At 43.5% G+C, this 13,309-nt stretch carries 10 protein-coding genes; 7 read left to right on the top strand and 3 right to left on the bottom strand.

Annotated features, from left to right (window positions below):
• Window positions 1–46: 46 nt before the first annotated feature.
• Entirely contained in the window at window positions 47–2,326 is a 2,280-nt protein-coding gene (locus tag FCL46_RS14960; RefSeq protein ID WP_136806813.1) for a response regulator, read from the bottom strand.
• A 267-nt stretch (window positions 2,327–2,593) separates the two neighbouring features.
• On the opposite strand from FCL46_RS14960, the gene FCL46_RS14955 reads away from it, so the two are divergent.
• Window positions 2,594–3,049, top strand: coding sequence for a group II truncated hemoglobin (locus FCL46_RS14955; protein WP_136806814.1), 456 nt, complete (start codon window positions 2,594–2,596; stop codon window positions 3,047–3,049).
• Between the two features lie 445 nt (window positions 3,050–3,494).
• Here the strand turns inward: FCL46_RS14955 and FCL46_RS14950 are convergent, their stop codons facing one another.
• Window positions 3,495–3,794, bottom strand: coding sequence for a hypothetical protein (locus FCL46_RS14950; RefSeq protein ID WP_136806815.1), 300 nt, complete (start codon window positions 3,792–3,794; stop codon window positions 3,495–3,497).
• 363 nt (window positions 3,795–4,157) lie between these two features.
• Here FCL46_RS14950 and FCL46_RS14945 point away from each other — a divergent pair, with 363 nt between their 5' ends.
• The gene (locus FCL46_RS14945; RefSeq protein WP_136806816.1) at window positions 4,158–5,432 is read left to right on the top strand and encodes a glycerophosphodiester phosphodiesterase family protein; all 1,275 of its coding nucleotides are present in this window, start codon (window positions 4,158–4,160) and stop codon (window positions 5,430–5,432) included.
• A gap of 179 nt (window positions 5,433–5,611) precedes the next feature.
• On the opposite strand, the gene FCL46_RS14940 is transcribed toward FCL46_RS14945, so the two are convergent.
• On the bottom strand, window positions 5,612–6,304 hold the full coding sequence (locus FCL46_RS14940) for a rhodanese-like domain-containing protein (RefSeq protein WP_136806817.1): 693 nt from the start codon (window positions 6,302–6,304) through the stop codon (window positions 5,612–5,614).
• Between the two features lie 1,326 nt (window positions 6,305–7,630).
• Here FCL46_RS14940 and FCL46_RS14935 point away from each other — a divergent pair.
• From FCL46_RS14935 to FCL46_RS14915, 5 genes are all read left to right on the top strand, one after another.
• Complete coding sequence (locus FCL46_RS14935; RefSeq protein ID WP_136806818.1) at window positions 7,631–9,964, top strand: hypothetical protein; 2,334 nt, start codon at window positions 7,631–7,633, stop codon at window positions 9,962–9,964.
• Window positions 9,961–10,362 (top strand): DUF1360 domain-containing protein, encoded by a 402-nt coding sequence (locus FCL46_RS14930; RefSeq protein WP_136806819.1) that lies wholly within the window; start codon window positions 9,961–9,963, stop codon window positions 10,360–10,362. Before FCL46_RS14935 ends, FCL46_RS14930 begins: the two co-directional genes overlap by 4 nt.
• Before the next feature lie 22 nt (window positions 10,363–10,384).
• Window positions 10,385–10,561, top strand: a complete 177-nt coding sequence (locus FCL46_RS14925; RefSeq protein WP_153307121.1) for a hypothetical protein — start codon at window positions 10,385–10,387, stop codon at window positions 10,559–10,561.
• A 101-nt stretch (window positions 10,562–10,662) separates the two neighbouring features.
• Window positions 10,663–11,763 (top strand): trypsin-like peptidase domain-containing protein, encoded by a 1,101-nt coding sequence (locus FCL46_RS14920; RefSeq protein WP_136806820.1) that lies wholly within the window; start codon window positions 10,663–10,665, stop codon window positions 11,761–11,763.
• Window positions 11,764–11,962: 199 nt separating this feature from the next.
• Entirely contained in the window at window positions 11,963–13,300 is a 1,338-nt protein-coding gene (locus FCL46_RS14915; protein ID WP_136806821.1) for a M14 family metallopeptidase, read from the top strand.
• Window positions 13,301–13,309: the final 9 nt, after the last annotated feature.

Here is a 13,309-nt window from a genome sequence, read left to right as displayed (position 1 = left end):
TGAAAATTCCGAAGAGTTTGAGAAAAAGCCATTGTCGGACAGCCTCCTAGGAGGGTACCTGTTTAAGACCTGCCTTAACAGCAGTCCCCAGAGTTTCAAGTGAATATGGCTTTTTGATGTAGGATGCTACTCCCAACTCTTTTGCTTTTTTCACTCTGTCAGTTTCAGAGAAGCCGCTGGCGATAATTGCCGGCATTTCCGGAGAGGTTTTCAGAATTCGTTTATAGGTCTCGAGGCCGTCAATTCCTGGTGGCATAAGCATGTCAAGCAGCAACAAATCAGCTTCATTGCCCTGCATAAATTCTACAGCCTCCTCGCCTGAGGAAATTGACATAGCCGTGTAACCAAGTCTCTGCAGCATATTGCAGGCAATCTCTCTCTGGTTTTCAATATCATCCACAACCAGTATGCGTTCGCGATTACCCATGTATGATTCTATTGGGAATGGTGTTTTTTCTGGATTGATTTTTTCGTAAGTAACAGGAAAGTAGACAGTAAAGGTTGTTCCTATTCCGGGTGTGCTGAGTACGTCAATATAGCCGTTATGGTCTCTGACAGTTCCCCACACCACAGCAAGACTGAGTCCGGAGCTGTTTGAACCCAGATTTTTTCTGGAAAAAAATGGTTCAAATATTCGGTCCAGGTTTGGCGCTGCGATTGCCGTACCTGAATCTCTGACAACGAGTACTGTATATTCTCCTGGTTGAACTTCATTATATCCAGTTACAGGATCTGAAAGATATCTGCTTTCTGTGGCGATGGTGACAGTTCCCACCCCATTGATTGATTCAACACCATTAATAACAAGATTCATGATGGCTTTTGAAAGATGGGCAGGAGAACCCTTTATGTGGCCAGTATCATCCTGTAGTTTTGTGATAATTTTAACATCTGGTCGCTGTCTCAGAAGCTTATGGTGTTCAGGGCTGGCAAGGTAGGTTGAGATAAGGGTATTGAGATCAGTAGTAACAGTAACGCCTACACTTCTACGTGCAAGTGTCAGGAGATCCTGCACAAGTGCAGTTGCATTTCTACCGGACTCTTCTATTGCACTGATAGCTTGGCGGTAAGGGCTCTCTTCAGGTAAATCAAGCAGTAAAAGTTCCGGGTAAGAAACCATACCGCTCAATATGTTATTCAAGTCGTGTGCAATTCCTCCGGCAACGGTACCAATAGCTTCCATTTTTTCGCTTCTGCGTAGTTGAGCGGTCAGTTGCTGTCTCTCGAGATCCCGTTGTGAGAGTTCATGAAACTTGGATTCTAATTTGTTTTGGTATTTCAATAGCCTGGTATTGTTCGATTCAAATGTTTCAAGCATTTCATTAAAGGCAAAACCGAACTGAATTATTTCATCTTTTGACTCCTTATTGCCTTGAAAACGAGCCGTGATATCACCATGTTTGATCTGTTGCATTACGGTGGCTATAGATCGGATCGGCAGGATAATCTTTCTCGAAATAATGCTCAGAATCAGTATGAGAATGAGAATGCCGAGAAGAGTTGCGAAAAGAAAAAGCATGTGTAATTCTCTTCGACTGTTACTGGACTGTATGAGGCTGTTATACAATTCTTTTTCTGAGCGATTTGAGATATGAGTGAAAATATTTTTTATTTTTACGCTCAACCTTTCGATCGTAGTATGTATTGATATTGTATCAAGTTCCATTTCATAGTTTTCATCAAGAAGAGTATTGAAACGTTTGATGGTGTTTCCCAGTTGCAAATCACTGATTTGCATAGAGCGTATGTTTTTTTCTAAAGACGTACTAACCAATTTTAGAGCCTGATATTGTGGCAGATCCTTTGAGGATTGATACCTCAGAAAAAAATTGGTGAAGTTGAAAAGTGGTTTTAAAAGATCTGGATTGTTGTTTGTAAGGATACTGGAGACAGCCGAGCGAAAGGTGGTTTCCATCATTGTAGAGTGTAAATTATGTTTGGTCTTAAGCTGTATCAACTCTGCAACTTGTGTTTCGTATCGAGATATTTGTTCTGCAATCTCATTGAATTGAATGCTTGTTCTAGTGTTCAGGTATTTAGTGTTTATTAGGTTGAAGTGGCTTCGCATTTTTTGGGTGATGGTGCCGAATTGCATATCAGCTTCAGGAACTTTCCCTGATAAAATTACCTTTTCCCAGAAACGTGCCTCATGAAAAAGTTCAGTGAGGGTAGATATATCCTGCTCAAGGTTGATGGCGTCCTGTGTCAGAATGGAGTTTTGATGTTGTTTGTGTTGAAAGTAGGCGAGAATGCCATAGCCCAGACAAAGTGAAGTTGTGAGCAAGATAGCAATAGCGTAGAATTTGCTGTTAATTGAATTGAGCAATGCGTGTCCCCGTTTGCAATCTTTTAAGATATGTTTGACTTCATTGTAGGGAAAGTGCAGAGATAATACAAATGAGGCATGTGTTTGAGAGGTAAATGGTTTGAAATCCGTTTTGTGTTAGAATGATAGACGATAATGATGAACAAAATGAAAATCTAAACTCCTATGATAACGAGCATCTGATTGAGTTGCGGCTGGGAGATTGATAGTATTGAACTGCTAAAATAAAATGTATATCTGTACGTGTTTTTTGATAAGGAGGTGTGAATGGAATTGCAGGAAGAGTACAAAGATAACGCTTTTGATTTGCTGGGTGGAGTTGTTGGGGTGAAAATCCTTGCTAACTGTTTTTATGACGTCATGGAAGAATTACCCCGAGCACGGAAAATTCGTGAAATGCATCCACGTGATTTGAAGGATACCAGAGAAAATCTGGCACTGTTTCTTTGTGGTTGGCTTGGTGGCCCACCTTTATATAAAGAAAAATTCGGAACTGCAAATCTTGCAGGAATACATGTGCATTTTGATATCAATACAGATGAGCGAGATACGTGGCTTGCCTGTATGAATCTGGCTATTGAAAAACAGCCGATTGATGAAAAGCTGAAAATATATTTGAACAAGCGATTTGAAATACCGGCTGAAAAAATACGAATTACCTGTCAACAGCAGGTGAATGGACTTCCAGTTGTGCTACCGCCAGGAATACCAGGTCTAAAATAGCTGATATTTTTTTGATTGCTGCATTCAATGTGGCAGCGTTTACATGCTATGAACATAAAGCACGACTAGTGTCCTGTCATGCCTCAGATGTCTAATTCTGCTTGCCCTTTTCACTTCCTGACTTCGTTACTCCTTCAGTTACATAGCGCTGCTATGCTCCATCAGTCATGCCTTGGAGGAAGAGAAAAAGCTTCACATTATTACGACATCTGACACATGACATGACACTAATGGGGATTGAAAAACCTAATGGCACGACGCATACATGATCTGTGACGTACCATTAAGTGATTCCTTGGGGGGATGATAAAGGATACAGTGGATATTAGACAGAGTATCTGAGGAGGGCAATAACTGCCGCGGAACAGGATATGATAATTCCCAAAAGGGAAATATTTACAATCATGAGCCGTTGGGTATATTTTTCGAAGTCTTTAGATCTCATTTACGCCCCCAGTTGTTGTGTATTATGCAGGCGTGAGTTTGTTACCAGTACGAAAGCGTGCTGATAATTTCCTGTCGAATATATGAACACTTCAGAGCAGGGCAAAACCTTGAAGATGTTTGCCGGCAAAGTATATACATCGTGAACTCGGCGGAAAGTCATCGATCGCCAGCAGAGGATATTTTTATATATTTGGCGTTGCCTGATATTGATACATTGGATGATAGGGGATGCAATTTTTTCCCACTCTGCAAATAGTTTCCCACCTTGAGATAATTGAGATTTTTTGTAAACGTTCATGCTAGCTCCTAAAACCAGATCGTAAGTGAATGACATAGAGTTCTTTCTCGCAATTACTGTGAATGCATGGCCGGTGGTACCTGGTACAGACCGGCACAAATGTATATCCTCTGCATCTGTATCTACCAAAATTCGTGCCAACACAGCGGCCTCAGTTTTCCGTCAGAATATGAGAAATTTGCGCACAGTGTACTGAACTCCAGGCGTGTCTGTCGGTTGTTTTCTTTTTTATTACAGAAACCTAATACTAAAAAAATCCTGATCAAATAGAAATGTTGCAATCAATTTACATGTTAGGTTAAGTCAGTTTTAGGAAGACGACACACATGTAATATTAATTGATAACAATCAGGAGGAAAGCGTATGAGACGGTTTCTGAGTAGAAAAAAGGTGATGTATGCTGTAGCGCTGATAACAATAATATCGGCGTCCCAGTTGGTAGTATGTCCTGCGATGGCTGGAACCCCGAATGTTGAGGTAGGTGTACGCCCATACTATCTCATTGATGATATGGATAACGGTAAGCTGAAAGATGAACTGGCTGCCTGTAGTGAAATGTCATTTCAGAAAACAGATTTCTCTATAGGTCATCGCGGTGCGTGTATGGAGTTTCCGGAGCATACCCGTGAATCATATATGGCAGCGGCCCGTATGGGAGCAGGAATTATTGAGTGCGATGTTACATTTACCATGGATCAGGAACTGGTATGCCGCCACTCTCAGTGTGATCTGCATACAACAACAAATATTCTTGCCATCCCCGAACTTGCTGCTAAATGTTCGGAGCCTTTCAGCCCTGCCGAATTTGATGAAAATACCGGAGAGCTGATTAAAAAAGCATCTGCGAAGTGTTGTACCAGCGATATCACGCTTGCTGAGTTTAAGACTTTGAAAGGCAAGATGGATGCTGCAGATACTAATGCACAGACAGTGGCAGAATATATGGACGGTACGCCATCATGGAGAACAGATCTGTATTCAGCGCGTGGTACATTGGTTACTCATAAAGAGTCTATTGAGCTTTTTAAAGAACTGGGGGTGAAGATGACCCCTGAATTAAAGTCTGCAAGTGTCCCTATGCCGTTTCAGGGAAGTTATTCACAGGAAGATTACGCGAAGCAGATGATCTCTGAGTATAAAGCGGCGGGTGTAAAGCCCGAAGATGTATTTGCGCAGTCATTCAATCTTGACGATGTTAAATACTGGCTGGCAAATGAACCAGACTTTGGTAAGCAAGCTGTTTTTCTCGATGACAGATACGATGATAAAGCATTTGATATCACCAAACCTGAAACGTGGTCACCCTCGATGGGTGAGCTCGCGAAGGCAAATGTTAAAATCATAGCACCACCAATCTGGATGCTGCTCTCTGTGGACAACGACGGTAAAATTGTTCCTTCTGAATATTCCAAAGAAGCAAAAGCTGCAGGTCTCGATATTATAACTTGGTCGTTTGAACGTTCCGGCCTGCTTAAAGAGGGTGGTGGATGGTATTACCAGACTGTTAATGCGTCTATAAACAATGATGGTGATATGTTTGAAGCTCTTGATGTACTTGCAGAGGATGTGGGCGTAATTGGGGTGTTTTCCGATTGGCCTGGTACCGTTACCTATTATGCCAATTGCAAGAAGAAGTAACAGGTAGAGTGTAGAGATGAAGAGTTGACCTGAATAAGGAGGTTACATCTCTTTGCAAATGGTTGCGTCTGACTCCCTGTGGAATTTTATCCCCAGGGAGTTTTTTATATGGCCAGGCAACTATTTAGGGTTTACCGCCTTGTCTTTCGCGTGTCACTTTTATCAATGAGGTTCCGCGATCAGCGTTCCACTGCATAGCCGTGTTGAGCCCAGACATGAAATCCTTCCCGCATATTATAGATACGTGTGAATCCATTATCGATAAGAATTTTGGCGGCTACCGTGCTTCTGTTACCTGTTGCGCAGTAAATAAGGATATTTTCATGCTGATACGCTGATAACTCGCCGAATCGTTGTTGTATTTCCTGCACTGGGATAAGTATCGCGTTGGGAAGATGGCCTCCGGCATATTCAGCATGAGTCCTCACATCCAGGATCACTGGCGAAATATTTTCGATGAGTCTTGCAGTTTCTTCAGCTGTTAACGCCTGGTATTGGGCTTCTTCATACTCAACTACAGTGATATTCCCGGTTACATGACCGATAGAGAACGGATAGGTACCGGTCGTTTTCATTTTGAAATATGGTGCAGTTCGAAAATCGCCAGTTAAAGATTGCGTGATTGCAAGAGAAGGTATCGACAATACGGGAGATTGCAGGCCCTCATCTTCAACACGGAATTTCAGGTAATCTCCACGGTAGACCGTAAACTCGATAGTGTTTACTCCCTTTGGAACAGGCAATATACGATATCCCTCCTGCACTGATCCTGAAATGTGGTTTTCAGCAAAAAGGTTGGCATTTAATAGGACAAAGCAGAGAATTAAGCTGAGAGTGAAAACCGAGATAGTTGAGAGCGTTGTTTTATTCATTGAAAAGCTATGTGTTTTAATTTGAGTTGATGATTTGATGATTTGATTAGTTGTACCGGCAAATTACATTTATCCGGAGAACATTAATGAGTTTACCGGCGGTATAATATACCCAATGCTGTGGTATGAGCAAGAACGAGAATCATAAGAATCTTAACGGATAGTGTATGACATTAAGTCATACACCGCCGAATCAAAAGATCGAGTAGCATGACCCTCTAGTATTAAACAACTTATTGCCAAACTTGAAATATTGGGAAGAGGTTCGGTTGCTATAAAGATTTTGTCTATTATGACCATGTAGAGTGCGCTGACCTACAGTTTTGATTTCGCCGTGAGCAATAGGCTTTAAACTTGCTCAGCTTCGTTCATTAAAAATCAATTTCTTCTGAAACTTCAACAGTTGATCCTGTAAAAAATACTGGTAATGGCTTATGCCCATCAGAGTGTTCGCAACACATATACTGTATTAAGACCAACGAGGCAATTAGCAACAAGTTAAAATTACTAAAAGCTTACCATCACAATATCAATACGATACGCAATATACGTTGTCTGGAAATAGAGAGGTCGACGACTGAAATCGTATACACTGATCGGGACTCTTGGTAGTTGCAAGTCTGGATGATAGGGGTTGAACCTCCGCCGTCATGTAAATGATTCGGTGGGTCAGTATGATTTTGGGTAGATTGGCACTCTTGGCATGCCTAGCGGAAAAAAAGATTGACATGGGGTGAATTCTCTACGAGTACTCAATGCTTTTTTCTTCGCAGTTCGCATTACTTTCCAATAAATGAATTGTATCTCCTATCATTTTTTACAGTAGTAATACTACTGTATTAACCTCCTCTTTTTCTGCACATTAATAGACTTCTGCACGCTTAATATTTGATATACAACCGAGTAGCAAAATTGCCTTACGTTTAAGGCTGTAGTAAAATAGTACTAGTATTAGTAGCGTCTCTGGTTGATTTGTTGTTTTTTTAGATGCTTCGTCAAGAACCCGCATTGCATAAATCGGTTCATTCTATATCCCTCTTGGTCTTGATGTTTGCATGACAAAATAACGGAGATGAGAGCCGTTGTAGCAGTAGTTTCTCTAATAATCATAATTCAAAGTAACACCCACGCAAGTGGGCTTTAAATATTTGAACTTTACGCACAAACGTATTCTGCGGCTGTAGTAGGACAAAAGATTATGAGAAAAGCTGTCTTGGCCACGCATGATTTGAGCGACGTGGTTTAGATAACGAAGGGTCAAGCAGGTTGTAATGCTGGATCAAACAATAGACTTTTTTAAATCTTTTTCTCTATAGGAGGCTCAGCATGGGACAGGATAAAAGATTTTTAAAACAAACGGTAAGTGGAATCCTGAATATTAAAGAGGCCGATGAAATTCGTGATGAACTAAGCATTAAAATTGCTATCGCGCGCAATTGCCGAATATTACAATCAAAGGTCTTTCATCTGAAACCTGGCCAGAACAAACTGGAGTATAACCTGAAATTTAAGTCAGAGGGTTCTCAGCCAATGGGCGTAAGGGTACTGGCTGGAGCTAATGTTTCTGATGAGGCACTTAGGTCAACCGATCATCACCAGGTTTGGGTGAAAGCAAACACATTCAAAGATGGAGTGGCAAAAGATGTGGAATTGGCAATAACCGATCGCCTTTACCGCACTTGGCTTCGTGGCTGCCGAACGTATACTTTGCGCGGTCGTGTTGTCTGTCGCAGATGGGTGTGGGATCCCATTGAGCAGACATTTGTGATTTGCGATGCTCCCGTTCGCGGAGCGGAAGTAACTGCTTTTGACGTGGACAGATTTTGGTGGTGGTACCGTCGTGATGAAGTGGGATCTGATTTCACCGATCTCAATGGTAATTTTGAAATCAAATTCACCTGGTGCTGTTGGTGGTGGCGTCCGTGGTTCTTTAAATACTGGCGGATCGATCCCGATCTTGTCGGGCGAATTCAAAAAGTGTTCGAGCACTCACCAATTCCACTTCCACTACCGGAGCCGGTTCCTGACTTCAGCATATTCGAGCGTATGGTTGCTGACAGTACTCAGAATGACCCCATGCAAACAATGATTGAGGAGGATAGCTCATCAAATTTTGTACAGTTTGGTGAGAAACTGGTGGCACACCTGCCGGATGCACCAGAGTTGCGCTCATTACACGTCTGGCCTTGGTATCCTCTTTTTGACTGTACACCGGACATTGTCTTTAAAGTAAGACAGGATTGCGGCGAAGGTGAAATGACAATTTACAGCGAAAGTAGCACTGAAACACGCTGGAATATTCCTACTGAGCTTGATGGTGTGGTTCTTGTTGCCAATGAAGATGCCTGCTGCGGCCCATTCTGCTGCTCGGATCCACCAGACGATGATTGTCTGGCGTTACACGGTGTTGGCTGTTTTACAAGTTACCCCTTTGAGCAGATAGAGCAGAATTTGGCTGATCCCCTGGTAGGGTATGCACAACCCGGGACAAATGATCGACCGTTCGGAGGAACGATTTCCATCCGGGGAGTATTCGGCGACGGTAGTGCGGTCGATTTTTACAAGCCGCAACGCAGGCGGCTGTCGCCTTCACCAACCGGGTGGACTGATATGAATCCTGATGAGGTAGCTCTCTTCAAACGTGGACATTGGATTGGACCTCCTCCCCCATTCCACAAATACGAGACAGTCAAGCTACTGGATGTGGATAGTGAGCAAGTGCTCAAAACCATATCACGTTATCGTGCTGAAAACCCGGATGTTAACCCGTTCGTAGACCCGAGCAATAGCGACATCCTGCTTAAATGGAAAACTGCTGATGATCAGGCAAACAATGGCGCTCCAATGCCAGGCCTACAAGATGGTGTCTATGAGTTACGATTTATTGGGTACAGCTACGATGCGGCAAGTGATACATTGAAGGAACAGCAGGTAATGCCTCTTTGTGCTCCTCCCGGTGAGGTGGTTGATCCTGCCCTTCATGCCACAATTCGCCTGCGTCTGGACAACAGGGTCTGGTCGAGGGTGTTCGGAAGTGTTCACTTGAATACCACAGAGCCTGACTGCGACTTCCCCAACATCTGTGCAATCGTAGTAAACGAAAATCCGGCAATACCGCTCTCTCTGCAGCTCGATAGATGCGTGGATCCATGCGGTGTGGCCCGTGTTAAATCTGGTGATACCCTGACAATACATTTCAATGCCAGTGATACAGATGGGCATCTGGAGAGATATTCCCTCCATGCACATTGGGCAGAGAGTGATGTTTTTAATATCCTTGCTGGAGGTACATTGGCAGGAGATCCCGATTTACACTACGGACCGACGTATAATCAGGCGTTGACGCAGGGATTACCGGGGTCAATAGCACGGCCACATTGGTATGGTGGCAACTTCAAGGTCACCGTTCCAGTGGATGGCATTGTACCTGGAAGTCCACACAAAGCTTTTGAGACCTGTTGTGCATTTTTGATCAGGCTCAAGGTATGGAAACGAACAACAAACGGATGTACTGCTCCGCAACACTTCCATACGAATTGGTGTGAATTCAGCTTTACGGTACTCCGGGAGGACCTGGTAGGGCATCCGGATCATACGGCATGTTCAGATCTCTGTCCTCCGGAAGCACAAGATGCCGGGAACCTGAAGCTGCTAAAATGAGTCAATGGTACTGGCTGGTAATTAGCACACTCGCAGTATGGCGAATCACCCACCTGCTATATGAGGAGGATGGTCCCTGGAACATTTTTGTCAGACTCCGTTTACGGGCAGGAGAAGGTTTCTGGGGGGAGCTGCTGGATTGCTTCTACTGCCTGAGTGTGTGGGTTGCGGCTCCTGCTGCTGTATTGATTGGCGAGAATTTAAAGGAGATGGTTATTCTTTGGCCAGCTCTCTCCGGCGGTGCAATAGTGTTGGCACGGCTTACTGGACTGGGTGACCATCCTCCTGCTGCGCTGTACTTCGAAGAAGAGGATAATTCCAATGGGATGTTGCGGACAACGGAGACGACGAATTCAGAGCGAGACACGAATGAAGAAAGCGGCGACTCGCCAACCTAACACCACGATAGGGCACGGGAGGATGCCAACACGTAGTCCATCAGTCTATTATGAATACATCGGCCATACCGGAATGCTCGTCCATGGACAGGTAACCGGCAGGCGCTATCGCTTTAAGGAGAATGGTGCTGTTGCTGCCGTTGATTCTCGTGATGCACCTTCATTCGAAACCATTCCACAACTTCGCAGCATCGTCTAAAAAGGGGGAATGATAGGTTTCTGGTTATGCACATGTGATTGGTTGGTTGTAGTTGACCATGAACATCAACCGAATCTTCTTATGCTAAAAGGAGGCAGGTTATGGAATTCCGGAAATTGTTGATCGTGTTATTCGTTATTGTCGGACTAGGTATTAGCTGCTTAGCCCTGGCTGATGAGTCTGGTAAAACACAGAGTATAAAGCGTTCAGACATGGATGAAAAGGGAGATGATGTCGACGCGTTCAAAACCCGTGCAGCGAGGATCAATGCCAAGCCATTGGATTGGGATGCAACTCGAGGTACACCCAAAAAAATTGATCCCACATCGCCAGATATGATGAAATCCGCCACAGGGGAGCCTGGCAACAGCTCAGGGAGTCCGCCTGATCCAAAAGCAAACAATGAGGCGAAAAGTTCATTCCCGGACGATTGGAAAAAAAATGATGAAGCAGAGAGCGGAGATAGTAAATCCAGTCAAGGCAAAAGCATAGATTTTGGTACAAAGGATGTCTATGCTCAGTATTGCGAGAACTGTTCGAGTGTCAATTACAATTATCCGCAGGTGGCAATTGGAAAATTGTTTTCCAGTTCGGGAACATGCTCAGCAACGGTTATAAGCAAGAATAACATCATCGTTACTGCGGCCCATTGTTGCTATGACCGATCCGAGAGCAAGTGGATTGGAGGGTGGAGTTTTACTCCAGCCTACAGGGACGGCTATGCACCCTATGGAACATTTCCATGGAAATCGGCCAGAATCTTAAACAGGTGGATAAGCGACGGTGACCGCCGTTCTGATGTCTGCCTTATCTCGCTTGGAAAAAATTCTCAATCAAAAGATGTGACATACTACACTGGTTGGCTTGGCCGTTCATGGAACTACTCTTCCAATCAGTTGCATCATGCAGTTGGCTATCCAGGCAATATCGGGAGCGGTAACAAGAAAGAACTCTGCGTTTCAGAAAGCTTCAGTCCTGGTGGTAGTTGTGGAGGTTCCACTGTACTGAACACCGGCTGTTCAATGACCTATGGAGCAAGCGGTGGCCCGTGGATTCGGAGTTATCGTAAGAGTAACTGGGTGAATTCTGTTGTGAGCGGATATGATGATGGAACCTGCACAGGTTCATTTGGTGAAACGTTTAACGGACCACGATTTACGACAGACAACATCGTAATCCTCTGTAACGATGAAGGCTGTTAAATGTAAAAAGTCTATCAATGATTCATTTTTAATAGCAGCAAGAGAGGAGGGGGGGGGGAAGGTATCCTCTCTTGCTGCTTACCTCATCGATTCCCGAGTGATTATTTCATGGCCGAAACGGTCTGTTTTCAGAGCCAGTTATTTTCACTAGTAACTATACTGTATCTCTACAAAAAAACTTTATGTGGGAGGGCATGTGATGAGCATCTATGAAACCTCCATTATTGCAAACAGTTTCGCTCATCTCAGATTACTGGGCAAGCTGGATCTTGATTTGAAATATAGGGGAACCCGCCAGATAAGCAGGAATAAATTCATGGTTTCCGGGATTTTGAATGAAGAGGAAATCACCCAAGTTAAACAGGCCGGATTTGAGGTCACTATCGTCAGTGACCTTGCTTCAATGACTTTGGCATGTAAAGCTGAAGTGTCTCCGGAAAATCGATTTCTCACAGCCAAGCACGTATCTGATATGGCAAAACGAACTATTCAGGGATATTTGACGGTTGATGAAGTGGAGGAATCATTACTTAACCTAAGTGTCGAACATCCTGATCTTGTCGAACTTATCGAACTTCCCAATCGTACCTGGGAAGAACGGGTGTCTCATGCTGTACGCATCGGCAGTTCCAGGGACACAGAAAAAACAACTCTCTTATTTACAGGGAGCATGCACGCTCGGGAATGGGGTGGATCAGATATCTGTGTATCTTTTTTACTTGGATTAGTTGATTCCTATCTGGCTGATGAATCCCTTCAATACGGTCAAAAAGTTTTCAGTATTGATCAGGTCCGGACAATTATTGATGACGTAAATATAATCGTATTCCCTGACGTCAACCCTGACGGTAAGCATTACAGCCAGACTGTTTTCCCAATGTGGCGAAAAAATCGAAACCCCAATAATGATGTAGACCAGCGATATTTGGGGGTGGATCTCAATCGTAACTTTGATTTTCTGTGGTCAAGTGGAATAGGTACATCAACAAATCCCGCAAGTAACATATATAAGGGTGAATCTCCCTTCTCCGAACCTGAAATACTGAATATCCTCCATCTATTCAAATGCTTTGAAAATATTGAATACTACGTCGATATTCATAGCTATTCAGAGTTGATTTTATACAGCTGGGGAAACGATGACAACCAGAGCAATAACCCGAAACAGCATTTCGGTAATTCCGAATATGATGGGAAGCGTGGCAGGTTGGATGATGACCTATACCGGGAATTTATCTCACCAACAGATGAAATACTCTCTATAGGATTAGCTCATCGTATGAATCAGGCTTTAGCATCAGTTCATGGTAGTCAAGGTTATACTGTTAACGAATCCTCCGGGCTTTATCCAACAACCGGTACATCGTCTGACTATGCTTTCAGTCGGAGTTTAGCTGCTCGAGACAAAAGAAAAATTCAAGGTTGGACAATTGAATTCGGCAAGGAGTTTATCCCACCATACCGAGAAATGAAAAACATCATTAAGGAAGTAGGAGCTGCAATGACAGAACTATGTTGGTGTGTTTGTCCACGTTGATTTTGCATA

This window comes from Desulfosediminicola flagellatus (assembly GCF_005116655.2).
GTDB lineage: Bacteria > Desulfobacterota > Desulfobulbia > Desulfobulbales > Desulfocapsaceae > Desulfopila > Desulfopila flagellata.
This window is presented reverse-complemented; position numbering and strand designations above follow the sequence as displayed.